Annotated in this window: 22 protein-coding genes; 7 read left to right on the forward strand and 15 right to left on the reverse strand. The window is 69.0% G+C overall.

The features are described 5' to 3' along the window. The first annotated feature begins 28 nt into the window (after positions 1-28). From araD to M1D55_RS05190, 4 genes are read left to right on the forward strand one after another with little or no spacing between them, the layout of a single operon-like run. Entirely contained in the window at positions 29-1792 is a 1764-nt protein-coding gene (gene araD, locus M1D55_RS05175) for an L-arabinonate dehydratase (protein ID WP_456280291.1), read from the forward strand. A gap of 16 nt (positions 1793-1808) precedes the next feature. Then, positions 1809-2762: a 2-hydroxyacid dehydrogenase gene (locus M1D55_RS05180; protein ID WP_456280292.1), complete on the forward strand. Its 954-nt coding sequence runs from the start codon at positions 1809-1811 to the stop codon at positions 2760-2762. A gap of 59 nt (positions 2763-2821) precedes the next feature. After that, a complete protein-coding gene (locus M1D55_RS05185; RefSeq protein ID WP_456280293.1) occupies positions 2822-4276 on the forward strand; it encodes an NAD-dependent succinate-semialdehyde dehydrogenase in 1455 nt (484 codons plus the stop codon). 11 nt (positions 4277-4287) lie between these two features. Continuing rightward, complete coding sequence (locus M1D55_RS05190; RefSeq protein ID WP_456280294.1) at positions 4288-5478, forward strand: mandelate racemase/muconate lactonizing enzyme family protein; 1191 nt, start codon at positions 4288-4290, stop codon at positions 5476-5478. A 21-nt stretch (positions 5479-5499) separates the two neighbouring features. Here M1D55_RS05190 and M1D55_RS05195 read toward each other — a convergent pair whose 3' ends face one another. From M1D55_RS05195 to M1D55_RS05205, 3 genes are all read right to left on the reverse strand, one after another. Then, positions 5500-6108: a glutathione S-transferase gene (locus tag M1D55_RS05195; RefSeq protein ID WP_456280295.1), complete on the reverse strand. Its 609-nt coding sequence runs from the start codon at positions 6106-6108 to the stop codon at positions 5500-5502. 106 nt (positions 6109-6214) lie between these two features. Then, positions 6215-7447 (reverse strand): L-dopachrome tautomerase-related protein, encoded by a 1233-nt coding sequence (locus M1D55_RS05200; protein WP_456280296.1) that lies wholly within the window; start codon positions 7445-7447, stop codon positions 6215-6217. 150 nt (positions 7448-7597) lie between these two features. Next, a complete protein-coding gene (locus M1D55_RS05205) occupies positions 7598-8392 on the reverse strand; it encodes an SDR family NAD(P)-dependent oxidoreductase (RefSeq protein WP_456280297.1) in 795 nt (264 codons plus the stop codon). A gap of 99 nt (positions 8393-8491) precedes the next feature. On the opposite strand from M1D55_RS05205, the gene M1D55_RS05210 reads away from it, so the two are divergent. Continuing rightward, a complete protein-coding gene (locus M1D55_RS05210; RefSeq protein ID WP_064575164.1) occupies positions 8492-9388 on the forward strand; it encodes a LysR family transcriptional regulator in 897 nt (298 codons plus the stop codon). 20 nt (positions 9389-9408) lie between these two features. Here the strand turns inward: M1D55_RS05210 and M1D55_RS05215 are convergent, their stop codons facing one another. The 3 genes from M1D55_RS05215 to M1D55_RS05225 form a co-directional block, all read right to left on the reverse strand. After that, positions 9409-10197 carry an aldolase gene (locus M1D55_RS05215; RefSeq protein ID WP_456280298.1) on the reverse strand — a complete coding sequence of 263 codons (789 nt, stop codon included), beginning with the start codon at positions 10195-10197 and terminating at the stop codon, positions 9409-9411. 492 nt (positions 10198-10689) lie between these two features. Further along, entirely contained in the window at positions 10690-11358 is a 669-nt protein-coding gene (locus M1D55_RS05220) for a Vgb family protein (RefSeq protein WP_006577261.1), read from the reverse strand. Positions 11359-11448: 90 nt separating this feature from the next. Further along, complete coding sequence (locus tag M1D55_RS05225; RefSeq protein ID WP_456280299.1) at positions 11449-12669, reverse strand: helix-turn-helix domain-containing protein; 1221 nt, start codon at positions 12667-12669, stop codon at positions 11449-11451. Positions 12670-12830: 161 nt separating this feature from the next. On the opposite strand from M1D55_RS05225, the gene M1D55_RS05230 reads away from it, so the two are divergent. Together M1D55_RS05230 and M1D55_RS05235 are read left to right on the forward strand one after the other, a co-directional pair. Further along, positions 12831-13610, forward strand: coding sequence for a DUF899 domain-containing protein (locus tag M1D55_RS05230; RefSeq protein WP_456280300.1), 780 nt, complete (start codon positions 12831-12833; stop codon positions 13608-13610). Then, positions 13588-14418 (forward strand): DUF2182 domain-containing protein, encoded by an 831-nt coding sequence (locus tag M1D55_RS05235; RefSeq protein WP_456280301.1) that lies wholly within the window; start codon positions 13588-13590, stop codon positions 14416-14418. Before M1D55_RS05230 ends, M1D55_RS05235 begins: the two co-directional genes overlap by 23 nt. A gap of 46 nt (positions 14419-14464) precedes the next feature. Here M1D55_RS05235 and M1D55_RS05240 read toward each other — a convergent pair whose 3' ends face one another. The 9 genes from M1D55_RS05240 to M1D55_RS05280 all read right to left on the reverse strand — a co-directional run bounded on the left by M1D55_RS05240 (position 14465) and on the right by M1D55_RS05280 (position 23901). Beyond that, a complete protein-coding gene (locus M1D55_RS05240) occupies positions 14465-15418 on the reverse strand; it encodes a phosphatidate cytidylyltransferase (RefSeq protein WP_053823971.1) in 954 nt (317 codons plus the stop codon). A gap of 6 nt (positions 15419-15424) precedes the next feature. Further along, complete coding sequence (locus tag M1D55_RS05245; RefSeq protein WP_023264868.1) at positions 15425-16051, reverse strand: lysophospholipid acyltransferase family protein; 627 nt, start codon at positions 16049-16051, stop codon at positions 15425-15427. Positions 16052-16055: 4 nt separating this feature from the next. Beyond that, positions 16056-16520 (reverse strand): hypothetical protein, encoded by a 465-nt coding sequence (locus M1D55_RS05250; protein ID WP_231906504.1) that lies wholly within the window; start codon positions 16518-16520, stop codon positions 16056-16058. Continuing rightward, entirely contained in the window at positions 16510-17910 is a 1401-nt protein-coding gene (locus tag M1D55_RS05255) for a phosphatase PAP2/dual specificity phosphatase family protein (protein ID WP_064576562.1), read from the reverse strand. Before M1D55_RS05255 ends, M1D55_RS05250 begins: the two co-directional genes overlap by 11 nt. Next, positions 17907-19670 carry a bifunctional alpha/beta hydrolase/class I SAM-dependent methyltransferase gene (locus M1D55_RS05260; protein ID WP_064576563.1) on the reverse strand — a complete coding sequence of 588 codons (1764 nt, stop codon included), beginning with the start codon at positions 19668-19670 and terminating at the stop codon, positions 17907-17909. Before M1D55_RS05260 ends, M1D55_RS05255 begins: the two co-directional genes overlap by 4 nt. Before the next feature lie 3 nt (positions 19671-19673). Beyond that, positions 19674-20318 (reverse strand): CDP-alcohol phosphatidyltransferase family protein, encoded by a 645-nt coding sequence (locus tag M1D55_RS05265; protein WP_064576707.1) that lies wholly within the window; start codon positions 20316-20318, stop codon positions 19674-19676. A gap of 261 nt (positions 20319-20579) precedes the next feature. Then, complete coding sequence (locus M1D55_RS05270) at positions 20580-21875, reverse strand: glycosyltransferase family 4 protein (protein WP_456280302.1); 1296 nt, start codon at positions 21873-21875, stop codon at positions 20580-20582. Beyond that, positions 21872-23008: a non-hydrolyzing UDP-N-acetylglucosamine 2-epimerase gene (gene wecB, locus M1D55_RS05275; protein ID WP_064576565.1), complete on the reverse strand. Its 1137-nt coding sequence runs from the start codon at positions 23006-23008 to the stop codon at positions 21872-21874. The genes M1D55_RS05270 and wecB overlap by 4 nt, the downstream gene beginning before the upstream one ends. Then, positions 23005-23901 carry a dTDP-4-dehydrorhamnose reductase family protein gene (locus tag M1D55_RS05280; RefSeq protein WP_064576566.1) on the reverse strand — a complete coding sequence of 299 codons (897 nt, stop codon included), beginning with the start codon at positions 23899-23901 and terminating at the stop codon, positions 23005-23007. The genes wecB and M1D55_RS05280 overlap by 4 nt, the downstream gene beginning before the upstream one ends. Positions 23902-23903 lie beyond the last annotated feature (2 nt).

Below are 23903 nucleotides of genomic sequence, written 5' to 3' on the forward strand. Positions count from 1 at the left end.
GTTGCGGCAAAACGAAGGAATCGCAAGCATGACTCATCCAGACAAGCCGCCGCGCCGCCCGGAAGATCTGCGCAGCCATCGCTGGTTCGCCAGCGACGATATTCGCGGCTTCGCGCATCGTCAGCGCATGCAGCAGCAGGGGCTGGCCCGCGAGGCCTTCATGGGCCGGCCGGTGATCGGCATCATCAATACCTGGAGCGAGCTGTCGCCGTGCCACGCGCATCTGCGCGAGCGCGCCGAATCGGTCAAGCGCGGCGTGCTGCAGGCGGGCGGCTATCCGTTGGAGCTGCCCGCGCTGAGCCTGGGCGAAGTGATGGTCAAGCCGACCACCATGCTCTATCGCAATCTGCTGTCGATCGAGACCGAAGAGCTGCTGCGCAGCCTGCCGCTCGACGGCGCGGTGCTGATGGGCGGCTGCGACAAGACGCCTCCTGGCCTGATGATGGGCGCGTTCTCGATGGACCTGCCGGTGATCTTCGTGCCGGCCGGCCCGATGCTGAACGACCGCTACCGTGGCGCCGCGGTCGGCGCCGGCACCCACACCAAGAAGTACTTCGCCGAATACAGCATCGGCAATATCGCCAGGGACGAATGGGTCGCGATGGAGGCGCGCATGACTCGCTCGGTGGGCACCTGCAACACGATGGGAACGGCCAGCACGATGACGGCCATCGTCGAGGCGCTGGGCTTCACGCTGCCGGGCGCGATGAGCATCCCCGCCGTCGACGCGGCGCATAGCCGCATGGCATGGCATTGCGGGCAGCGCATCGTCGAGATGGTGTGGGAGGACCTGCGGCCATCGCAGATCGCCACCAAGGCGGCCTTCCTCAATGCGGTTGCCGCCTACGCCGCGCTCGGCGGCTCGACCAACGCCGCGGTGCATCTGCCGGCAATGGCCGGCCGCGCGGGCGTCGCGCTGGATCTGGACGAGATCGACGCGGTCGCGCGCAATGTGCCAGTGATCGCCAACCTCTATCCCTCCGGCGAACGCCTGATGGAGGACTTCCACTATGCCGGCGGCCTGCCCGCCGTGCTGCAAAGGATCGCGCCGCACCTGGACCTGGAAGCGCGCACGGTCACTGGCCGCACGCTCGGCGAGAACATCGCCGCCTGGCCCTGCGAGGACGATGGCACCGTGCTCGACCTCGACCGGCCGCTGAAGACGGGCACGCCGGAATGCCCGGAGGCCGGTCTCGCGCTGGCCGTGCTGCGCGGCAATCTGTGCCCGGACGGCGCGGTGATCAAGCCGTCGGCCGCCAGCCCTCACCTGCTGCGACACGAGGGTCGCGCGCGGGTATTCGATTCCAACGCCGAGATGTTCGCGGCGATGGACGACCCCGACCTCGACGTCGATGCCTCTACCGTGCTGGTGCTGCGCAATGCGGGCCCGATCGGCGGTCCCGGCATGCCCGAGTGGGGCAATTTGCCGATCCCCAAGAAGCTGCTGCGCGAAGGCGTGCGCGACATGCTACGCATCTCCGACGGCCGCATGAGCGGCACCCACTACGGCACCTGCGTGCTGCACGTGGCGCCGGAATCGGCAGTCGGCGGGCCACTCGCGCTGCTGCGCACCGGCGACCTCGTGCGGCTCGACATCGGCGCTCGCCGCCTCGACATGCTGGTGTCCGACGCCGAACTCGAAGCGCGGCGCGCGGACTGGCAGCCGCCGCCGCTGCCGTATGCGCGCGGCTATGGCCGCATCTTCCAGCACGAAGTGACGCAGGCCAACGAAGGCTGCGACTTCGCCAGCCTCGCCGGCAACGCGCCGACCGTCGAGCCGCCGATCTACTGAACCCCACACCGTCCGCATGTCATTGCCTGCCGCATTGCCTGTCATTCTGGTCGTCGCGCCGCTGGCCGACGAACCGCTGCTGCCGCTCGCCCGGCATTTCGACGTGGTGCGCTGGCGCGACCTGTCCGATCCCGCGCGCTTTCTCGCCGAACAAGGGGCGCGCGTGACCGCGGTCATCGCCAGCGGCGCCGCTGGCCTGCCGGCGGGGCTTGGGCCGCAACTACCCAATCTGTCGCTGATTGCCTGCAATGGCGTGGGCTACGACGGCATCGACATGGGCTGGGCCCGCGAGCGCGGCGTCGTGGTGACCAACACCCCTGACGTGCTGTCGCGCGACGTGGCCGATCTCGCGCTGGCGCTGCTGCTGGCGGTGTTTCGGCAGATCCCGGCCGCCGACCGCTTCGTGCGCGAGGGCCGCTGGTCCCAAGGGCCGATGCCGCTGGGCCGGCGGCTCGCCGTCACCCGCATCGGCGTGCTGGGCCTGGGCCGCATCGGCAAGCTGATCGCGCAGCGCTGCCTGGCCTTCGATACCGAGGTGTCGTACTGCAATCGCCAACGCGACGCGTTCGAGCCCTACGACTGGCATCCCACGCCCCGGGCGCTGGCCGGCGCGGTCGATGTGCTGATCGTCGCCACGCCGGGCGGCGCTGGCACCGAGCGGCTGGTCTCGCGCGACGTGCTGGAAGCGCTGGGCCCCGACGGCGTGCTGATCAATATTGCGCGCGGCAGCGTCGTCGACGAAGAGGCGCTGGTCGAGATGCTGCAGCAAGGCGCGCTGGCCGGGGCCGGCCTCGACGTGTTCGCGCACGAGCCCGAGGTGCCGGCCGCGCTCGCCGCGTTGCCCAACGTCGTGCTGACGCCCCACATCGCCAGCGCCACGGTCGGCACGCGCCGCGCCATGGCCGACCTCGTGGTGGCCAATGCGGTCGCGTTTGCCGAAGGCCGCGGCGCACTGACGCCGGTCACCTGAGCGCCGCCGATTCGACTCCCTTTCGTCGCCCCTCTCTTTCCGCAGACCCGCAGACCACCATGCACCTCCAAGATCCCACCCTGTTCCGCCAGCAATGCCTGATCGGCGGCGAATGGTCCGATGCCGCCAACGGCGAAACCCTGCTGGTGCGCAATCCGGCCACCGACGAGCTGGTGGGCACGGTGCCCCGGCTCGATCTCGACACGGTCCGACGCGCCATCGATGCCGCCCATGCCGCGTTGCCGGCGTGGCGCGCCCGGCCGGCCAGGCAGCGCGCCGCGATCCTGCGGCGCTGGTATGAACTCGTGGTGGCCCACGTCGACGATCTGGCGCAACTGCTGACCGCCGAGCAAGGCAAACCGCTGGCCGAGGCGCGCGGCGAGATCCTCGCCAATGCCGCCTATCTCGAGTGGTTCGCCGAGGAAGCCAAGCGCGTCTACGGCGACATCGTGCCGCCGGCCGAGCCCGGCAGCCGCATCCTGGTGTTCAAGCAGCCGGTGGGCGTCTGCGCGGCCATCACTCCGTGGAACTTCCCCAACGGCATGATCACGCGCAAGGCGGGCCCCGCGTTGGCCGCGGGCTGCACCATGGTGCTCAAGCCCGCCTCGAAGACGCCGCTGTCCGCGCTGGCGCTTGCCGAGCTGGCGCAGCGCGCCGGCGTGCCCGCGGGAGTGTTCTCGGTGGTGACCGGCGACGCATCCCGCATCGGCGACGAATTCTGCCGCAACCCCAGGATCGCCAAGATCACCTTCACCGGCTCGACCGAAGTCGGCCGCGGCCTGCTGAAGGCCTCGGCCGACCAGATCAAGAAGACCTCGATGGAGCTTGGCGGCAATGCCCCCTTCATCGTGTTCGACGATGCGGACCTCGATGCCGCGGTACAGGGCGCGATGATCGCCAAGTTTCGCAATGCCGGTCAGACCTGCGTCTGCGCGAACCGGATCTACGTGCAGGCCGGCGTCTACGATGCCTTTGCGCGACGGCTCGCCGATGCGGTGGGCGCGCTGCGCGTCGGCCCGGGTACCGAGCCCGGGGTCTCCATCGGACCGCTGATCGACCGCCACGCGGTCGCCAAGATCGAGGAGCATATCGCCGACGCCCGCGAGCACGGCGCGCAAGTGCTGTGCGGCGGATCGCGCCACGCGCTGGGCGGCACCTTCTTCGAGCCGACGGTGATGACCGGCGTCACGCAGGCGATGCTGGTCGCGCGCGAGGAGACCTTTGCCCCGCTGGCGCCGTTGATCCGCTTCGAGACCGAGGAGGACGCGGTCGCCATGGCCAACGATTCCGAATACGGGCTGGCGGGCTACTTCTTCTCGCACGACATGGCGCGCATCTGGCGCGTCGCCGAGGCTCTGGAATGCGGCATCGTCGGCGTCAACAGCGGCCTGATCGCCAACGAGGCGGCGCCGTTCGGCGGCATCAAGCAGTCGGGCATGGGGCGCGAAGGCTCGCGCTACGGCATCGACGACTACCTCGAGATCAAGTACGTCTGCGTGGCGGGGGTGGCGTGATGGCGGACCTGATGGCGAACCTGATGGCGGACCGCATGCTCGGCGGCCGACCGAGCGCGACGCCGGTCAAGGTGGAGCGGCTCGATGCCTTCGTCCTGCGCGCCCCCGCCGATCCGCCGGTGCAGACCTCGTTCGGCATCATGCGAGACCGACCCGCGGTGCTGGTCCGGCTGACCGACAGCGATGGCTGCGAAGGCTGGGGCGAGGTCTGGTGCAATTTCCCGACGGTAGGCGCCGAACACCGAGCGCGCCTGCTGCTGGCGTACGGCCGGCCCATCGTGACGGGCCAGGCGTGGGCCTCGCCCCGACAGGCCTGGGAAACGCTGGTGGCGCGGCTGGCGGTGCTGATGCTGCAGACCGGCGAGCCCGGCCCGCTGCACCAGATCGCCGCCGGCATCGACATGGCGATGTGGGACCTGTTCGCGCGGCGCGCGGGCCAGCCGGTCTGGCGCGCGCTGGGCGGTGCGCGCGCGTGGCCGGTGCCGGTCTATGCGTCGGGCATCAATCCGACCGATCCGGCCGAGCTGGCGCTGGCCAAGCGCGACGAGGGCTACCGAGGCTTCAAGCTCAAGGTCGGTTTCGGGGCGGAGCGCGATCACGCCAACTTGCGCGACATGCGCGATGCGCTTGGCGGCGATGCGGTGCTGATGGTCGATGCCAACCAAGCCTGGGATGCCGAGGAAGCGGTGGCCGCCGGTCATCGCATGGCGCCATTCGATCTGCTGTGGCTGGAAGAGCCGGTGCGCGCCGATGCGCCACCGCAGATGTGGGCCAAGCTCGCCGCCGCGCAGCCCCTGCGGCTTGCCGGCGGCGAAAACCTGTGCGGCCATGCGCAGTATCGCGAGTTCATCGGCGTGCCCGGCATGTCGGTGATCCAGCCGGACGCCGGCAAATGGGGCGGACTGACGGGATGCCTCGACGTCGCGCAGCAAGCCATCGCGGCCGGCAAATGGTATTGCCCGCATTGGCTGGGCGCCGGCATTGGCCTGCTCGCCTCGCTGCACCTGAAAACCGCCGCGGGCGGCGCTGGTTATGTCGAGGTCGATGCCAACCCGAACCCGCTGCGCGACGCGATGGCGGCGCCCGTCATGCGCCTGAGCGACGGTTGCGTGCAGCTTGGCGACGCGCCCGGTTTCGGCGTGGTGCCCGACCTGGCCGCGTTTGCCCCGTATCGGGTAGAGGTTCAGCAGACGGGTCTTTGATCCTGCCGGGGCGGACTTCTGTCAGGCGTGCGGCCACGCCTCGAATACCGGAAAGCGCTCGGCGGCCGCCGTCAGCGACGCGATGGCCGGATGCTTGTCAGCATCGACCGCCCCCGGCAGCATGGCCTGCGTGAACGTCCAAACCACTGCGGTCGTCAGCTGCGCCTGCGTCAGCGCGGTCTCCTGCACCGGCACGGGCAGGCGCGCGACCTCTTCCTCGAGCAAGGCAAAGGCGCTGGTGCGCTGGCCGTCGACGCGCTCGACCCACGGCTGGTGCTGCTTCTCCGCCGGCCGCAGCATGTGCTCGTAGACGTTCTGCACCGCCTTCTCGCAAGCGGCCAGCGCCAGGCCGATCACGCGCAGGTCGCGCTGGCGCGCCGCCAGCTCCGCCGGCATCAGGCTGCGTCCGGCCAGCGCTTCGACGTAGTCGATGATCAGCGTCGAGTCCATCAGCACCACGCCGTTGTCGCAGACGAGCGATGGCGCCTTGACGACCGGGTTGATGGCGCGGAACTGCTCGAAGGTGCGGAACACCGAGACCGGTTCATGTTGGAAGGACAGCCCCAGCAGGCGCATCGTGATCGCGGCGCGGCGGACATAGGGGGAATCGAGCATGCCGATCAATCTCATCGTTTTGGCTCCTGGGGTCGATATGGGTGCGCGGGAAATCGCCATATCATCCGTTGTCCGTAGCCTCCTTGCCAACCCCCATCGCTTCGAACCCGCGCCGCCCGGCTCAGTCGCGCTTGCCTGGGGTCCGATGCAGCGGCAGGCGCCACAACTCGTAGCGCTCCTCGCCGGCCTTGACCGCCCCCGCGAAATGCCCGTTCAGATGGCTGGCGGTAAACACCAGATCGCCGTTGGGCAGCAGCGCCGGGGTGTCGGGCCAGTGCACGCCCTCGTCGGCGGCTAACAGCGACATCGCACCGGAGGCCGGGTCGTACTTGACGATCCCGTTGCGCGTGACGTCGGTGATGTACAGGTTGCCCTTCGCGTCGGTGACGATGCCATCGGTATTGCCGCCGACGTCGCCCAGATCGCGCACCGCCGCGGCCAGGCTCTCCGGGCTGGCGCCCGGGTCGCGCAGCAGCCGCGTCGGCACAGCATGGATGTGGGTCCCCGTGGTAACGGCCCAGTACAGCGTGCTGCCATCGGGCGACAGTGCGATGCCGTTGATGCCGAGCTTCAACGGGTTGCCCGGCCACACCTCGGCGCCATGCGAGACCACCTTCGCGCCGGGCTCCGGCAGCAGGCTCGCGTGCCGGTCCAGCACGCGCCGCGCCTTGCCGGCGGCAAGGTCCACCACGATCAGGCCCGCCTGATTGTCCGGGGCGCTGCGCAGGCCGCTGTCGGAGACGTAGGCGATCCGGCGCCGCTCGTCGACGACGATATCGTTCAGGAAGCTGCCCTGGCGGTCGGCCACGCCGTCCAGCGCGATACGGCGAACCGTGCGACCGGTACGCAGATCGTAGACCATCACCTTCTGTGCGCCGGCGGGTGCCTCCGCCTGTCCCGCGACGAAGCCCATGTCGAGCGCCCATAGCCAGCCGTTGCGGCGGTCGACATGAAAGCCCAGCACATTGCGCAGATGCGTGTCCGGGGCGGCATCGACCGCATTGCCGTCCACCGACGGAAAGGCCGACAGGCGAGCGGGGCCGCTCTGCGCCGCGGTATCGAGAACGCTCAGCGTTGCGGGCGCCTCGGCGGATACCAGCCGCGGCGTACTGACGAAGGCGCGGCCCTCGGCATCGAAATGAATGCCGGCGATCGGCGCGTTGACCGAACCGGCAAATGGCGCCGGGTCCGCGCGCTGCCGGGACGGCTCCCAGCTGACGCCTGCATAGCTGCGCCAGCGTTCGAGAGGAACCTGGGCCGCGGAATCGCCGGCACCGGCAAACGCGGGCACGGCGGTGAGCGCGGTCAGCGCGGTGAACGCCAGCGCGGTAAGACGGGGTGAGGAAAGCAGCATGATGATGTCCGGAACGTTGGGCCGACAGTCAACGAGCGAGCGGTGCGGACTCGAGCTCGTTCCTGCCGGCGATCGTGGTTGGCAATTGCGGTCAGTGGCCAAAGCCGATGGCTAGCGGTCAGCGGTTGCCAATTTGATTGGCGCCGCCCATCAAAGGATCGAGCGGAACGACCCGCCGTCGACACGGACGGCAGCCCCATTGGACGCAGCGCCGAGCGGACTGGCGAGCAGCGCCACCATCGCGGCAATCTCGTCCGCCTCGATCATGCGAGCGATCAGCGAACTGGGCCGGTACGTCTCGAAGAAATACGCTTCGATCTCGGCATCGCTCATGCCCGGACGCGGCGCGGTCTGGCGCAGGTATTCGACGATGCCGTCCGAACGTGTCGCGGCCGGCAGCACGCTGTTGACCGTGACGCCGGTCCCCTTGGTCAGCTCTGCCATGCCGCGCGACACCGCCAACTGCGCCGACTTGCTGACGCCGTAGTGCACCATGTCCGGCGGCGTGAAAGCGCCGACCTCGCTGGAGATGAAGATCACACGGCCCCAGTTCCTTTGCAGCATGCGCGGGAAGTAATGGCGCGACAGCCGCACGCCGGACATCACGTTGATGTCCAGCATGCGCAGCCAGTCTTCGTCGGTGATTTCCGCGAAGGGCCGGGCTTCGTAGTAGCCCAGGTTGTTGATCAGGATGTCGGTGTCCGGCACGGCCTCGGCGAGCGCGGCAGCGCCGCTGGCACTACCCAGGTTGGCGACGAAGCCCGACACCTTGGCGGAGGGCGCGGCCGCGGCGATCTGCGCGACGGCGGCATCGAGCTTGTCGCGATGACGGCCGGTGATCGTCACCGCAACGCCCTCGCGCGCCAGGGTCCGGGCGATGGCCAGACCAATGCCGGCCGTGGCGCCGGTAACGATGGCAGTCTTGCCTTGCAACTGAAGATCCATGGGATTCCTCGTGATCGGATGGGGATACCGGACTTTATTACCCGCACCGACGGAGATAAACTGGCCACCATCGAATTCATCTGTTCCCCGGAGGACATAATGGCGCGCCGCTTCGACCATCTTGGGGACGTGGAAGCCTTCCTGGCGGTGGTAGAGCATGGGTCGTTCACGGCCGGGGCCGTGGCGTTGTCGACGACCGCTTCGGTGCTAAGCCGCGCCATCGCCCGGCTGGAGGCCCGGCTCGGCAGCCAGTTGCTGCGCCGGACCACGCGCCGCATCGGATTGACCGACGCGGGACGGCAGTATGTCGAACAGGCACGCGCTGCTTTCACGCTGCTCGACGACGCCGAGCGTGAGATACAGGGTCAGGAAGGCGAACTGTCGGGAAGGGTGCGCCTCAGCGTGCCGACCACCTATGGACACTTCCGGCTGCCGCCGTTGCTGGCGCGCTTCACGCGGCAGTACCCGCGCGTGCAGGTGGAACTGAACATCACGAACCGCAATGTCGACCTGGTGGCGGAGGGCTTCGACCTCGCCATCCGTCTCGGCGAGCTGCCCGACAGCGGGCTGGTTGCGCGCAAGCTCGAAGATGCGGCGCTATGTCTGGTCGCGGCCCCGGACTATCTGCGGCGCGCGGGCACGCCGCGGACGCTGGACGATCTGCATCGCCACGTCTGCCTGCCCTTCGTGCTGCCCAGCACTGGCCGCATTGCGCCCTGGGTATTTCGCGACGGCGACCGGGATATCGATTGGGCCACCAGCTCCCCGATCGCGATCTCCGACGATGTGCTGGGCGTGGTCTCGCTCGCCGAGCACGGCGCCGGCATCTGCCAGAGCTATGACTTCATCGTGCGCGACCGGATCGAGCGCGGGCGGCTGGTCGAAGTGCTGCCGCTTCTGCGGGGGCGCTCGCGGCCGTTCTCGCTGATCTACGCGCCGCACCGCCGCCAGTCGGCGGCGGCACGGGCGATGATCGATCTGCTGACCGCCGGTTGAGCGGCAGCACGCACGCGGCCTCAGTCGAGATAATCGGGCTCGAGCCGTGCCAACTGACGGTGGATGCTCGCCAGATGCAGGCGCGCGCTGTCGGGATCGCCCTCGCGCATCTGCCGCGCGCACAGGGCCGCGACGTCGGGCTGCACGGGTATCAACTTGCGACCGGTGCCGTGCGCGCGCACCTGGACCTCGGCCGCACGCTCCAGGTAATAAAGATCGTCCCACGCCTGCGCGATGTTCGGCGCGGTCACCATCACGCCGTGGTTGCGCAGGAAGGCGATGTCCGCATTGCCCATCGCGTCCGCGATGCGATCGCCCTCCAGTTCATCCAGCGCCAGCCCGTTGAACGGCACCGTGGCCACGCGGCCGTAGAACTTCAGCGCGGTCTGCCCAGCCCATACCAGCGGTTCGCCATCGACCATCGCCAGCGCGGTCGCGTTCGGCATGTGCGTATGAAAGGCCGCGACCGCCGAGGGTTTGCGCATGTGCAGGCGGGCATGGATGAAGAAGGCCGTGGCCTCGGGCTCGCCGTCGCCATCGAGCACGCGGCCGTCGACATGGCAGACCAGCAGGCGCGAAGCCGTGACTTCGCAGAAGGCCAGCCCCAGCGGATTGACCAGGAACAGCCCGGGGTGCCCCGGCAACGTCGCCGAGAAATGGTTGCAGATGCCCTCCGCCATCCCGAGCCGCGCCGCCATGCGCAGGCAGGCCGCCAGATCGATACGGGCCTGCCGGACAGCAGGATCGTTCCGCAACACCGCCGCCATCTCGGCGTCGCCCGCAGCCCAGCTCGAAAGTTGATGCGCCATGGATCGCTCCTTCAGGGTTGCACCCATCGGAGCGTAGCAAATAACTGGCAGAACGGCGGGCACGCGAGCGGGGCGCAGCCCTCATGCAGTCCCGCAAGGGGAATCTGGTATGGCAGCCCCGACCAGCACCGCGACACACGCGAGCAGGACCAGCCAAAGGATAGGCCATAGCAGGCTCGAGGGGCGGCGCCACGCCGCGATGGCAAGGCAGATCAACCCCGAGGGAACGAAGAGCGCCGACGCGCCCAAGAACAGGAAGCCGCCGCCCCAACAGCCGCCGAATTCGAGCGCGTCGAAAGAAATGGCAATCCATGCAGCGCCAAGCGCAAAACCGGCCAGCGCCCAGCGGCGTGCCGAGCGATGACGTGCGATGGAATGGGACGATGTGCCGGGCGGTGACTGACGGCCGGAGACAGAGGACATTCGGGCAACGGTGTGAGAATGGGGGGCGGCGCCGATATGGGCGCGGCGAGGCCGCCGTCATCCTACCCGTTATGCACCCGCGTTGGCACCTTTTGCTTCCGCGCCAGCCCGCTTGCGCCGCACTGCCCTCACCTTGCCGCTCTCGCCCCCGCCGCAGAAGAAGCGATCGCCACCATCGGACTCGAGCCCCGACACGCCCATGCCTGCCGGCATCTCGATGCGCTCGATCACTTCGCCGGTTGCGGGATCGACATGGCGCAGGTCGCTGGCCTCGCCCTCCCAGGTGCCGTGCCACAGTTCGCCGTCGACCCAGGTGACACCGGTGACGAAGCGGTCGGACGTCAGCGTGCGCAGCACCGCGCCGGTTTGCGGATCGACCTGATGGATCTTGCGATCGCGCCATACGCCGACCCATAGCGTGCCTTCAGCCCAGGCCAGTCCGGAGTTGCCGCCGTCGGTGGGTGCAGGGATGGTCGAGACGACCTGGCCGGTCTGCGGGTCGATCTTCTGGATACGGTCGCCGGCGATCTGGTACAGGTAGCGCCCGTCGAAGGCGGTGCCGGCATTGGCGGTGACATCGATCGATCGAAGCATCCGGCCGCTGTTCGGATCCATCGCGTGGAGCCCGTCTCCGGACGCGACCCAGACATGCTTGCCGTCATACGACACGCCGTGGACCGCCTCGATGCCGGGGAACGGACCGTACTCCTGGAGGACTTCTGCGGGAATGGTTTTCATGCTGGTTTCCTGGGTGGATGAGGGCCTGAAGGACATGGCGCGTCATCGATGGCCGAGCAGGCGGCGCGATGACGCGTTCATGCCGGCATCCTAGTCCAGGCTCGGGATCGCCGGGAGTAACAAGGTCGTCGTGATTTCCGGCACCGGCGCCGTCATCCACCGGCGCGCCCGTCCATGGCCAACGGCCTGCACCTTGCCTGCCTCTGCCAGCGCGTCGAGCGCGCGTTGCACGGTGCGTTGGCTGGCGCCGAGCGCCAATGCCAATCCGGAGCTCGACCACGATTCACCATCGGCCAGCAAGGCCAGCACCGCGGCATGCCGCTCGTCGACCGGCCGTGCCAGCACCACGACCGGCCGTGTGCCGTGCGGCACCAGCGCATAGCCGCGCGCCGTCGCGCGGATGTCGGCCAATGACCGAATGGCGGCACGCAGCCGGCCCATTTCGACACGCAGACGGGACCGATGCGAATCATCGGCATGCTTGATGCGAAAGGCATGCGCGATCAGGCTGTCGCGCGGTACATCGTCCGGCCAGGCCTCGCCCAAGGCGTGCGCGAGCACGAACAGGACCGGCCGCGTGGCCAGCGGGACCACCGTGCCGGCGTGGCGCACGGCGTGGCGGCACCCGTCGACCACCAGCGTGTTCGATGCAAGCAGTGCCTCGACTTCGTCCAGCCGTAGTTGTCGCGTTTCGCCGCGATCGATCAGGCGGGCCGCGGGACCGGCGAGCATCGCGGCGGTCCGGTCGACCTCCGCGGCCAGGGCCGGAACGGCCGCCCGGCGGGCCGCGTGGCGCGCGCGGTCGAGCGCCGCGGCGGCGCTGCGCGCATGCACGCGCCGCATGGCGATGCCGGCGATCACCAGTTCGTGCACGGTCCGCAGTGCCGGCGGCAGCTTCGCCGGATCGACCCCTGTCAGCATCTGCTCGGCCTCGTCCAGGCGCCCGATCAACAATAACCGGCGGCTCGCCAGATAGCGCGCATGCGCCGCATTGGCGCGGTCGCCGTTCGCCTCGAGCGTCAGGCGGGCCGCATCGAGCGCCCTGGCCGGCCAGCCAAGGTCGCGCGCAGCCAGGGCGATCTCCGCCTCGGCCACCACGCACCTGGCACGGGCAACGGGCGACCGGCTGCCGAAGGCCCGCGCGGCGCTGCGCACCAGCGCCTTGGCCCGCGCGAGGTCGCCGAGCTGCGCCATCGCGATGCCGCGCAGCGCCAGCGCCGGCGCGTCGTCGCGCAGCGCTACGCAATTGAGCGCCCCGAGCGGGTCACCGGCGGCGAGCGCGCGGGCCGCTGCCGAGATCGTCGGGTCCATTCGAATCACGCCACACTTGTCACTCCCTCCCTGTCGAGGCCGGCGCCTAATCTAGCACGACGATCCACCGGCCCGGCTTGCCGCTGTGCATTGCACAACATCCGAAGACACCGCATGACACCGCACCGCAGCCCGCGCCACGTCCACAAGGAGCAAACACGATGACCACCCATCCCACCGCCACCCGCGAACAGTGGCTGGCCGCCCGCCTGGAGCTGCTCGAGGCCGAGAAGGCGCTGACGCGGCGCAGCGACGAAATTGCCCGCCAACGCCAGGCGCTGCCCTGGCTGCGAATCGACAAGACCTATCGGTTCGACACCGACGAGGGCCCCGCGACGCTCGCAGACCTGTTCCGCGGCCGCTCCCAGCTGCTGGTCTATCACTTCATGTTCGGGCCCGACTACAAGGCCGGCTGCCCGTCGTGCTCGTCGATCGCCGACGGCTTCAACGGCTTTGCCGTCCACCTCGCCAACCACGACGTCGCGCTGACCGCCGTATCGCGCGCGCCGCTTGCCAAGCTTCAGGCCTACAAGCAGCGCATGGGATGGACCTTCCCGTGGGCGTCGTCGCACGACAGCGACTTCAATGCCGACTTCAACGTGTCGTTCACCACCGCGCAGCAGCGCGACGGTGACATCGAATACAACTACCGCCGCGAGCCCGCCGTACGCGGATGGCGCCGCAACATGGAAGGCGGCGGCCAGGCGGCGGAAGACCGGATCGCCGCGATGTGCGGCACCGATACCGCTACCTTCCACCGCGACCGGCCAGGCCTGAGCGCCTTCGTGATGGAGGACGGCGTGGTCTATCACACCTACTCGGCGTATTCGCGCGGACTGGACGGACTCTGGGGCATGTACCAGTGGCTGGATCGCGCGCCCAAGGGCCGCAACGAAACGGGTGTCTGGTGGCGCCGCCATGACGAGTACGACGATCGCTGAGCCGGGGAGCTGCTGTGCGCGCGCCGAGCCGACGTGCGGCGACGCCGGCCGTCGAGTCTTTGCCGGCGTCTGCGCCCTGCTGTTCGGGCTGTGCGCCGCGGCCACCGTGACGCTGCATGGCGCGATGTCTTCGATGGCGGCCACGCCGATGCCGGGCGGCTGGACGCTGTCGATGGCCTGGACGCCGATGTGCGGGCAGACCTGGGCAGGCGCCGCGGCCTCTTTCATCGGCAAGTGGGCTGTGATGATGGTGGCGATGATGCTGCCGTCGATCGCGCCGGCGCTGTGGCGCTATCGCTTGGCCGCAGAGGGCACGGGGCGCGCCATGCGCCTCACTGTAGTGGCCGCGGTGGCCTACTTCGTGGTTTGGTCGGCGCTGGGAGCGGCGGTGTTCGCCGTCGGCGCCGCGCTGGCTGCGCTTGCGATGCAGTGGCCGGAGCTGGCGCGTGCCATGCCCGCGCTTGCCGGGGTTGTTGTGCTCGTTGCAGGCGCCACGCAATTCACTGCCTGGAAATCCGGCTTGTTGGCCGGCTGCCGGCACGCGTTCCCTGCAGCGTCGCGGCAAGACGCGCGCGCCGCCTGCAGGCATGGCCTTCGTCTCGGCCTGCACTGCATCCAGTGCTGCGCGGGCGCGACCGCGAGCCTGGCGGCGGTCGGCGTGATGGACCTCGGCGCCATGGCGGCCGCTACCGTGGCAATCAGTGCCGAACGCGTGGCGCCGGCCGGCGAGCGGACCGCCAGGGCCATTGGCGCCGCCGGCATCGGCGCGGGCGCATGGCTGGCCGTGCGCGGCACGGGGCTGCTCTAGCGGTGAAGGCAAACGGCGATTGGCTAACGCGGCGGAGCGACCGCCATCACGGCACCCACCAATACCGCGTGATATGGAAGAACACCGGCGCGGCAAACACCACCGAGTCCAGCCGGTCGAGCATACCGCCGTGGCCCTGGATCATCTGGCCCCAATCCTTGATGCCGCGGTCGCGCTTGATCGCCGACATCACGAGCCCGCCGAGAAATCCCATCAGCGCGATGACCAGCGCGATCGCGCCGGCCTGCCATGGCGCGAACGGCGTGATCCACCATAGCGCGGCACCGAGCGCGGTCGCGCTGGCGACGCCACCGACGAAGCCCTCTACCGTCTTGGACGGCGACAGCAGCGGCGCGATCTTGCGCTTGCCGCACAACTTGCCCCAGACGTACTGCAGCACGTCGCTGCCCTGCACCACGATCACCAGGAACGCGATCAGCAGCAGGTTGCGGCCCTCGAAGCCGGGAATCGGCAGCGTCAGCAGCGCCGGCACATGCGAGATGCAGAACACGCAGATCATCACGGCCCACTGCACGCCAGCGCAGCGTTCGAGAAAACGCGTGGTCTCGGCCGACAGCGCGGCCAGGATCGGCAGCAGCAGGAAGGCGTAGACCGGAATCAGGATCGAGAACATGCCGTACCAGTCGACATAGACCAGCACGTATTGCAGCGGCAGGAACAGGAAAAAGGCGGCGACGATCGCGCGATGGTCGCCGCGCCGCGTCGTCGTGATGGTGACGAACTCGCGCAGCGCGAAGAACGACAGCAGGTAGAACAGCACGATCACCGCGGTGCGGCCCAGCGCGAAGGCCACGCCCATCACGCCGATCATCCACCACCAGGCCCAGACCCGCTGCGCGAGGTTGTCGATCACCGGATGCGCGCCGCCGCCGGCGATCCGCCAACGCAGCAGCAGCGTCACCGTCGAGGCAAGCAGCAGCACAGCAAACAGGCCACCGAACAACAGCCAGGTCTCGTGGTTCCAATGCAGGGTCGGCATGGCAAATCAATCCAGTACGGGAGCGAGCGCGAGCAGGCCGTCGCGGCATCGGGCGAGGAAGCTGTCCTTGTCGTCGTCCGGGACCAGCAGCACCGGCTGCCCGAACGTCACCGTGCACAGCAGCGGCACCGGTACGATCTCGCCCTTGGGCATCACGCGGTTCAGGTTGTCGATCCACACGGGCACGAACTCCACCGACGGGCAGGCGCGCGCCAGATGGAAGATGCCGCTCTTGAACGGCAGCAGCCTTGCCTCGGTCGTATTGCGCGTGCCCTCGGGAAACAGGATCAGCGAATCGCCGCCTTCCAGCGCGCCGCGCATCAGCGCGACCGGATCGCTGCCCGGGTCGCTGCGGGTGCGGTCGATCAGCAGCGCACGAAAGACATCGCGCCCGATGAAGCGCCGCAGCGCCGAGCGGTCCCAGTAATCGGCGCCCGCCACGGGCCGTGTGCGCGGCCGCAGCTCCGGCGGCAGACAGCCCCAGATCAGCACGAAGTCCCCGTGGCTGCTGTGATTGGCGAAGTAGACGCGCTGCACCGCCGCCGGCACGCAGCCCTGCCAGTTGGCGCGCATGCCGGTCAGCAGGCGGGCGAAGACGATGATGGCGCGCGCGGTCACGCGGGCAATCCACATGGCGTTATCCCAGGATCGATGTGAGGAAGGTCAAGACAAACTGGATCACGGCCAGCGCGCCGCACAGCCGCACCAGCCGCAGCGCACCACGGGCGCGGTCGGTCATCGTCCGGCCCTGGCGGCCTAGCGCGATCCAGCCGAGCTGCAGCAGTGCCGCATCCAGGCCCGCCAGATCGGCCGCGCCGTGGCGGCTCGCGTAGGCTGCCAGCGCCTCGAATAGCCGGCGGTCGATCGCCACGCGCAGCAGCAGCCAGAGCTGGGCCAGCGCGAGCAGCACCGGCATGCCCGCGAGCCAGCCGGGCAAATCGTTGGCAACGAGCAGCCAGACGGTCGCAAGGCCGAACGCCAGCCCCGCACCCGCCATCCAGATGGCGCCGGACAGCGCACCGGCAACGGCATGCGCGGTCCAGGCGTCGATGTTGGCTTCGACGTTTGCGCCGGCGCCCTTCTGCATCGAATCAGGCGGCATGGTCGATCTCCGTTGCCCGGGCCTGCACGAGCCACCGCCGCAGCGCGTCGGCATGGGCGTCGCCGAGCACGACCGCAGGACGGTGCGTACGCAGATGGGCAAGCGCCGCGTCGACGGCCGCCGCGGCATCGGGCGAACCTTGACGACGCGCGAGCCACGCGGTCACCACCATCGCGCTGCGCGAATAGCCAAGCGCGCAACTGACCAATACGTGCCTGCCCGCCGCGTGCCACGCGTCGAGCTGGGCTACCGCCTGATCGAGCTGCGCGGCGGTGGGCACGGTCAGATCCAGCATCGGCACGCAACGATAGGCGATCGCGTCGTCGCCGACCGCGCGCGGCAGTTCCGCGCTGAGGTCGAGCACGGCATCGGCGGCACACGCGCGCAGGTCCGCCCGCGTGGGGAAACGCCCTACCCGAATGCCGTCCGCGATGACGCTTGCCTGCGGGTCCCGCCGCGTCCACCAACGCGAATTGAGAAAGGCGCTCAGCAGATAGGGTGCCAGCACCCAGCGCGCGGCGATCGCCATGGTGCCGTCGCTGTCCTTCTGGAACCAGGCCGGCGCCGCCAGCGCATAGATGCGGGCGACCCAGGCGAGCGCCAGCGCGCCCCACAGCAGCAACAGCGCCAGCGTGACCGAGGTGCCCAGCGCCAGCAGCGCGCACAGCAGCGTCACCACCGCCCCGAGCGCGTAGCGGCGCGCGAGCCGGCGCGTGGCCACATCCGCCGCACTCGGTGCGATCGCCGGCAGGCGCAGCGGAAACAGGTAGACGCACAGCCAGCCAACCAGCGCGCCGGTAGGCACGTCGACCAGATGGTGCTGCCACGTCGTCAGCACCGAGACGCCGATCAGCGCGAACCAGCCATGCAGCAGCCAGTGCCAGCGCCTCGGCAGATGCGCGGCAAACGCGACCCACAGAATGATCAGCAGGCTGATATGCAGCGACGGCGCCTGATTGAAGGGCAGGTCGAAGCCGCCAAGCAGCGTGAACAGCTGCCCCGGCAGACCGTCAGCCTCGGGACGGGTAAAGGCAAAGCGCAGCGGGAATACGATAAAGCAGGCAACCGAGATCAATTGCGCCGCGACCAGGCGCTTGACGTGCGTCAGCAGCCCGGCGCGCGTGCGCCACAGGAAAAACGAGATGCCGTACAGCAGGTCGATCGACCAGTACGGCACGATGGTCCACGGCACGAACGGGATGCCGCGTTCCCAGCCGAAGTAGAACGACGGCACGTGCGCGCGCTGGCTGGCAAGCCAGTTGGCGAAGCCATAGCTCGAGAAGAACAGCGCGCCGGCCAACGCCAGCAGCACGCAGGCCAGGCCCCAGGGGCGGGCCTCCCTCGGAGCAGGCTGCGTCCCAGACTGCGTGTCGGCAGGCAAGGCGCTCATGCGTCGCGCCTGCGCGCCAGGCTGACGGTGAAGATGCCCCAGCGGTCGATCCGCTGCGTCACCTTGTCGAAACCAGCGGTGCGCACCAGTTCGTCCATCTCGGCCTGCGAGCGGCGCCGCATTACCCACGCCGCGCCGGCGCGGTGGCTGGTCAGCGCGCGGGCGATGAACTCGAGCTGCGGATGCCAGGGCTGGCCCGTGTAGACCAGATAGCCGCCCGGCGGCACCGCACGCGCCATGCCATCGAGCGAGCGGCGGATCATTGCGTTATCGGGGAACAACTCGTACAGGCCGGAGACGACGGCCAAGGTCGGCGCCGGCGACAGCACGGCCAGATCGTCGCCATCGAACGCATCGCCCTGCTCGAAGCGGGCGATGCCCGCCAACCCCTTGGCCGCGATCAGCGCCCTGCCCTGCTCGACGTTCAGCGCGCTGTAGTCGCGCAGCAGGATCGATTCGACTGCGGTGCGATCGAGCTTCTCCAGCGCCTCGAGCACGTAGCGCCCGTGGCCGGCCGCGATATCGACGATCCGCACCGGCATGCCGGCCGCTTGCAGCCGGCGCACTGCCTCGGCAATCAGTTCCTCGGCGTGAGCCTTGCGCTGACGGATGCCGCGCCAGCCGATCGCCCCGAGGTACTGGCGGTCGGCCATCCGGCCCAGCGCGCCGCGGCCCGATGGCGTGTTGCGATAGACGTAGTCGAGCGTCGAGCCCGAATCGAAGCCGGTCTGGTGCCCAAGCCGCACGCCGTCGGACAGCAGCCCTCCGAGCTTGAGGTTGGCGCGCGCCGCGCGCCAATACCACGCCGCCAGGCCCGTCGGCGCCGAGGCGAGCCGGTCCGATTCCTCGCGGAACGGGCCGATCTGGTCGGCATCGAGCAGCGAGCGCGGCGCCGACGGCGCGTCGAATTCGCGCACGATGAAGCGCCGCGCCGCATCGACCGCGCGTTGGCGGTCGCGCTCGCCCAGCGTGTCGTGATAGAAGCCGTCGAGCACGATGCGCTCCTTGGTCCGGCTGCCCAGCCGTTCGTAGAAGCGGTCCTGCGGGCCGCGATGGACCACCCAGTCAGCGCCGGAGATCAGCAGCTGCGTCGGCACGGTGATCGCCGCGGCGTCGGCGACGATCCGTTCGGCGGTCTCGTACAGATCGAGCAGGATATTGACCGCGATTGGCCGCGTGATCAGCGGATCGTTGTCATAGCTGGCAATGCGCTCCGGATCGTGAGTCAGGAACTTTGCCTTGACATAGCTGTTGACGAAGAACTTGCCGCGCAGCCGGTGCATCAGTTTCAGGCCCGGGCGCGCGAACGGCACATACAGCTTGACCTTGAACGCGGGCGAGGCCAGCACCAGCGCACGGATCGGCGGCGCGTAGTCGTGGACCCAGGTTGCGGCCAGCACGGCGCCGACGCTCTGCGCCAGCACCGCCATCCGCTGCAGCGGGATACCGTGGTTGGCGCCGATATGCTCGGTAAAGGTCTGGATATCGCGCACGGAGTCGGCCAGGCTCGGGCTATAGCCGCGCTCGCCCGGCGAGCGCCCATGGCCGCGGGCGTCCCAGGCAAAGATGTCGTAGCCCGGCAGATTCAGTTCGTCGGCAAGGTGGGCGACTCGGCCGGAATGTTCGTGACCGCGATGGAACAGCACCACCGCTCCGCGCGGCTGCCCCTCCACCGCCGGCCAATGCCGATAGAACAGCGCCTGGCCATCGTGCGTCTGAAATTGCAATTCCTGCGGCTGGCGTGACGACAGTCGGTCCATGCCTTACTCCGCGGTCTGGGCTTGGGATTGGGCATGGGCCTGCGCTTCGGCAACGCCGCGCCGCACCCGGTTGACGATGGTCAGCACCGACAGCAGCGACAGCAGCAGCCACAGCCACGGCCCGGCCGCGCCGAAGCCCAGGCCGACGCCGGCCCACAGCGCGATCGCGCCAACCACCAGCGCGCGGTCGCTCTTGCCGAAGGGGCCGTCGTAGCGGCGGCTGGCACCGGCCAGCGGGCCGATCAGCCCGGCTGCCTCGACGATCACCGCCAGCAGCGCGAACGGCCCGACCTGAGCCAGATTGAAGTCCGGCAGCGCGGCCAGCGGCAGGATCAGCGCGACATCGGAGACGATGTCGCCCAGCTCGTTCAGATAGGCGCCCAGCGCGCTCTTCTGGCCATGCTCGCGCGCCAGCATGCCGTCGATCGCATTGAGCGCCATCCGCGCGAACAGCCATAGCGGAAACAGCAGGAACAGCGCCGACGTCTCGGCCACCAGCGCGCCGATCGCGGCCAGCGCACCAACGGCCAGCGAGCCGGCCGCGGCGACGAGCGTCACCTGATTGGCGGTCGCGCCGCGCTCGGCCAGATCCTCGACCAGCGGCCGCAGCCATGCCTGAAATCTGGGCTTGAGTTCGTAGAGCGTCATTGCGCCGGCCTCCCGCATAGCTTGCGCCGGAAGCGGCATGGCGATGCGCCAGGCTGAGCCGGGACCGGACGCTGCGCGGCCGGTGCACCGGGACCCCCTTCCGGATTTATTGGTATTGGTATCTGGTCTTGGCTCGACGCCGGGCATGCGCGTGGCGGCAGGCTGGCGTCAAGGCCGAGACATTACCAGAACTGGGGGCGGCGGTGAATTCGACGGTGTTTAAATCACCGGCCTCGCCGCCCACCTCGTTCCATTGATCGACTACTGCGCCACCACGCCGCAGTCCTCCTTCTCCTCGGCCTCCTCGCCCGCGCTCTCGCCGTGCGCGTCGTGCATGGGCTCGCTGCACAGCCAGCCCTCCAGCTTGTCGACGACGCGCGCAAAGCTGAACTGGCTGTCGTAGTAGCGCCTGGCCGATTCGCCCATGGCGTGGCGGGTCCGCGCCGGCAACGCGCGCAGCCTGCGTACCGCGGCGAGCAGCGCTGCGCTGTCGCCGGCCGGGCAGGTCACGCCTGCGCCGGCATCCTCGACCACGCGGGCGCCCTCGCCATCCAGCATGGCGACGATGGGCACGCCCGTGGCCAGATAGGACTGCACCTTGCTGGGCACCGTCATTGCGAACAGCGGATCCGGTTTGAGCGTCACCAGCAGCGCATCGGCCTGCTGATAGAAGCGCGGCAATTGGTCAGGCGTGACCAGGCCATGAAATCGGACCTGGGCGCCAAGCCCGCGGCGCGCGACCTCGTCGGCCATCCAGCTGGCCGCGCTGCCCGCCCCGACGAAATGCCAGCGCGTGCCGTCGTCCCCCGCCGCCTGGACGGCGTCGAGCACGGCGGCAAAACCCTGGGCATGGCCAAGATTGCCGAGGTAATAGATATCGAAGCCGTCCTTGCCGCCTTCTGCCGCCATCGGCCGGGCCGCGGTGCCGTCGTCCGCGCGGCCATCGCCCGAGTTCGGCAGATAGCTGACGCGCGAGCGGCCGCCGACACGCGCGTTCAGCAACGGGATATACGCGCGGGACTGCGAAAACACGTGGTCGCAGCGCCGATAGACCCATGCCATGAAGCCGGCGATCGGCGCAAGCAGCCGCGGTGACCGCACCGCGCCGACCGCGCTGATCGATTCGGGCCACAGATCCTGCACCCACAGCATCAGGCTGGCCCGTTTCAGGCGGCTGAGCACGACGCCGGGCAGCCCGACCGTGCCCGGCGATGGCTGGCAGACGAACACATGGTCGAAGCGCCGGCCGCGCAGCTTCCACGGGCCGAGCACGCTGGCGCTCAGCGCGAAGCTCAGGTAGTTCAGCGCCAGCCGCCGATAGCCGGTACCACGCGCCATCATCGGTACGCGCACGATATCGACGCCGTCCAGCGCGGAGAAGTCCGCCGGCGCCTGGCGATACGATGGGAATACCGCGCCCTGCGGGTAGTTCGGCACGCCCGTCAGCACGGTTACCGCATGCCCGCGCCGCGCAAGCTCGACCGCCAGCTCGTTGAAGCGGAAGTTCTCCGGCCAGAAATACTGGCTCAGGATCAGGACCCGGCTGCCGGCTGTCATGCGCTGTCCTTGCGCCATACCACGCGGTCGACGTAGTCGGTATAGCTGTGCAGGATGCGCAGGACCTTTTCCGAGACGTTGTCCGCGCCGTAGTCGGCGACCATCTTCAATTGCCGTTGCTCGCCACGGCCCTGCGCGTCGAGAATCGCCAGGCCCTGGCGAATGCGCTCCGGGTTGAGGCCGACCATCATTACCGCGCCCTCCTCCATGCCTTCGGGCCGTTCGTGGGCCTCGCGCAGGTTCAGCGCCGGAAAGTTCAGCAGCGACGATTCCTCGGTAATGGTGCCGCTGTCCGACAGCACCGCACGGGCCTCGCACTGCAGCCGCACGTAGTCGAGAAAGCCCAGCGGCTTGAGCAGCCGCACGTTGGCCGGAAAATCCAGCCCAAGCGCGTCGATGCGCTTGCGGGTACGGGGATGCGTCGACACGATGACCGGCATGCCGCTGTCGCGGGCGAGGTCGGCCAGCACCTGCGCGAGCCGGCGCAGCCGCTCCGGCGTGTCCACGTTCTCCTCGCGGTGCGCGCTGACCACGTAGAAGCGCCGCGGCTGCAACGCCAGCGTATCGAGCACGGTGGAGGCTTCGATTCCGGGCCGATAGTGGTCCAGCACCTCGCGCAGCGGGCTGCCGGTCTTGATCACGCGATCGGGCGGCAAGCCCTCGCGCAGCAGGTACTCGCGCGCGATGTCGCTGTAGGTCAGGTTGATATCGGCAATATGGTCGACGATGCGGCGGTTGATCTCTTCCGGCACGCGCTCGTCGAAGCTGCGGTTGCCAGCCTCCATATGGAAGACCGGCACCTTGCGCCGCTTGGCGGCGATTGCGCCCAGGCTGCTGTTGGTATCGCCGAGGATCAGCAGGGCATCGGGCCGTTGGCTGGCCAGCACCGCATCGGTCCGGACGATGACCTCGCCAATCGTCGCCGCCGGAGACTCGCGCGCGGCATCGAGAAAATGGTCCGGCCGGCGGACCTGCAGCTGCTCGAAGAACACTTCGTTCAGTTCGAAGTCGTAGTTCTGGCCGGTATGCACCAGGCAATGATCGCAGTGCCGGTCCAGCAGCGCGATGATGCGCGACAGACGAATGATCTCCGGCCGCGTACCGAGCAGGGTCATCACCTTCAGTCGTTTCATGACGCGTCACCCTGGCTGCGCCGCCCGGGCGCATAGGCTTGCAGATAGTCGGCGTGCATCGCGTCGATCAGCGCCTCCCACGCAGGGGGGGCATAGTCGAGCGCGGCGCGCAGCCGGCTCGAATCGAGCGAACGGTCGATGGCCGGCTGCATCTCGCGGTGAATGTCGATGTCGTGGCGATATTGGCGGGCGACCAGCCGCAACAGCCGGTCCTTGTCGATCGGCGCGGCGCTCAGGTGGTAGAGACCGGCCAGTTCGCGCCGCGGCAGAATGCGTTCGCGCAGCACGCGGGCGATTTCCACGGTCGGCAGCCCGGAAAACACGGCGCCGCCGTAGCCGGTCACCGCCCCGCGCTGGCCAAGAAACCAGTCGACCAGGCTGATGCCGCGTGCCAGCTCGTGGCCGATCAGCGAGGTACGCAGCGTCAGATGGCCGCCGTAGTCGACCTCGCCGAGCCGCTTGGTGCGGCCGTAGAGGTCGTCGGCATCGGCCGGATCGGTTTCGCGGTAGCTGCCTTTCCGGCCGGAGAACACGCAATCGGTGGACACATGGATCAGCCGCGCACCGGCCGCCGTGCAGGCGCGCGCCAGCCGATGTGGCAGGCTCGCGTTCAACGCAATCGCCGCCAGCGGGTCCTGCGCCTGCTCGCGCTGCTTGATCAGGCCGACGCAATTGATCAGGGCATCCGGCTTGACGAGGCGAACCAGGGCATCGACGGCCGCTTCGTCCAGCGCATCGATGCCAATATGCAGGCGCCCACGTGCCGGCAACGGATAGTTGCCGGGCAGCGGCGTCCGAAGCGAACCATGCACCTCGATGTCACTATCCGCCGCGAGATGCCGGTAGAGGGTATAGCCGAGCATGCCGCCGGCGCCAAACACGAGCACGCGCATCG

The organism is Cupriavidus sp. JZ107, assembly GCF_053903255.1.

What these genes read in the sequence shown, in the direction of transcription:
- araD (WP_456280291.1), top strand. Translation starts at nt 29, where the DNA reads ATGACTCATCCAGACAAGCCGCCGCGCCGCCCGGAAGATCTGCGCAGC.
- M1D55_RS05180 (WP_456280292.1), top strand. Translation starts at nt 1,809, where the DNA reads ATGTCATTGCCTGCCGCATTGCCTGTCATTCTGGTCGTCGCGCCGCTG.
- M1D55_RS05185 (WP_456280293.1), top strand. Translation starts at nt 2,822, where the DNA reads ATGCACCTCCAAGATCCCACCCTGTTCCGCCAGCAATGCCTGATCGGC.
- M1D55_RS05190 (WP_456280294.1), top strand. Translation starts at nt 4,288, where the DNA reads ATGGCGAACCTGATGGCGGACCGCATGCTCGGCGGCCGACCGAGCGCG.
- M1D55_RS05195 (WP_456280295.1), bottom strand. Translation starts at nt 6,108, where the DNA reads ATGAGATTGATCGGCATGCTCGATTCCCCCTATGTCCGCCGCGCCGCG.
- M1D55_RS05200 (WP_456280296.1), bottom strand. Translation starts at nt 7,447, where the DNA reads ATGCTGCTTTCCTCACCCCGTCTTACCGCGCTGGCGTTCACCGCGCTG.
- M1D55_RS05205 (WP_456280297.1), bottom strand. Translation starts at nt 8,392, where the DNA reads ATGGATCTTCAGTTGCAAGGCAAGACTGCCATCGTTACCGGCGCCACG.
- M1D55_RS05210 (WP_064575164.1), top strand. Translation starts at nt 8,492, where the DNA reads ATGGCGCGCCGCTTCGACCATCTTGGGGACGTGGAAGCCTTCCTGGCG.
- M1D55_RS05215 (WP_456280298.1), bottom strand. Translation starts at nt 10,197, where the DNA reads ATGGCGCATCAACTTTCGAGCTGGGCTGCGGGCGACGCCGAGATGGCG.
- M1D55_RS05220 (WP_006577261.1), bottom strand. Translation starts at nt 11,358, where the DNA reads ATGAAAACCATTCCCGCAGAAGTCCTCCAGGAGTACGGTCCGTTCCCC.
- M1D55_RS05225 (WP_456280299.1), bottom strand. Translation starts at nt 12,669, where the DNA reads ATGGACCCGACGATCTCGGCAGCGGCCCGCGCGCTCGCCGCCGGTGAC.
- M1D55_RS05230 (WP_456280300.1), top strand. Translation starts at nt 12,831, where the DNA reads ATGACCACCCATCCCACCGCCACCCGCGAACAGTGGCTGGCCGCCCGC.
- M1D55_RS05235 (WP_456280301.1), top strand. Translation starts at nt 13,588, where the DNA reads ATGACGAGTACGACGATCGCTGAGCCGGGGAGCTGCTGTGCGCGCGCC.
- M1D55_RS05240 (WP_053823971.1), bottom strand. Translation starts at nt 15,418, where the DNA reads ATGCCGACCCTGCATTGGAACCACGAGACCTGGCTGTTGTTCGGTGGC.
- M1D55_RS05245 (WP_023264868.1), bottom strand. Translation starts at nt 16,051, where the DNA reads ATGTGGATTGCCCGCGTGACCGCGCGCGCCATCATCGTCTTCGCCCGC.
- M1D55_RS05250 (WP_231906504.1), bottom strand. Translation starts at nt 16,520, where the DNA reads ATGCCGCCTGATTCGATGCAGAAGGGCGCCGGCGCAAACGTCGAAGCC.
- M1D55_RS05255 (WP_064576562.1), bottom strand. Translation starts at nt 17,910, where the DNA reads ATGAGCGCCTTGCCTGCCGACACGCAGTCTGGGACGCAGCCTGCTCCG.
- M1D55_RS05260 (WP_064576563.1), bottom strand. Translation starts at nt 19,670, where the DNA reads ATGGACCGACTGTCGTCACGCCAGCCGCAGGAATTGCAATTTCAGACG.
- M1D55_RS05265 (WP_064576707.1), bottom strand. Translation starts at nt 20,318, where the DNA reads ATGACGCTCTACGAACTCAAGCCCAGATTTCAGGCATGGCTGCGGCCG.
- M1D55_RS05270 (WP_456280302.1), bottom strand. Translation starts at nt 21,875, where the DNA reads ATGACAGCCGGCAGCCGGGTCCTGATCCTGAGCCAGTATTTCTGGCCG.
- wecB (WP_064576565.1), bottom strand. Translation starts at nt 23,008, where the DNA reads ATGAAACGACTGAAGGTGATGACCCTGCTCGGTACGCGGCCGGAGATC.
- M1D55_RS05280 (WP_064576566.1), bottom strand. Translation starts at nt 23,901, where the DNA reads ATGCGCGTGCTCGTGTTTGGCGCCGGCGGCATGCTCGGCTATACCCTC.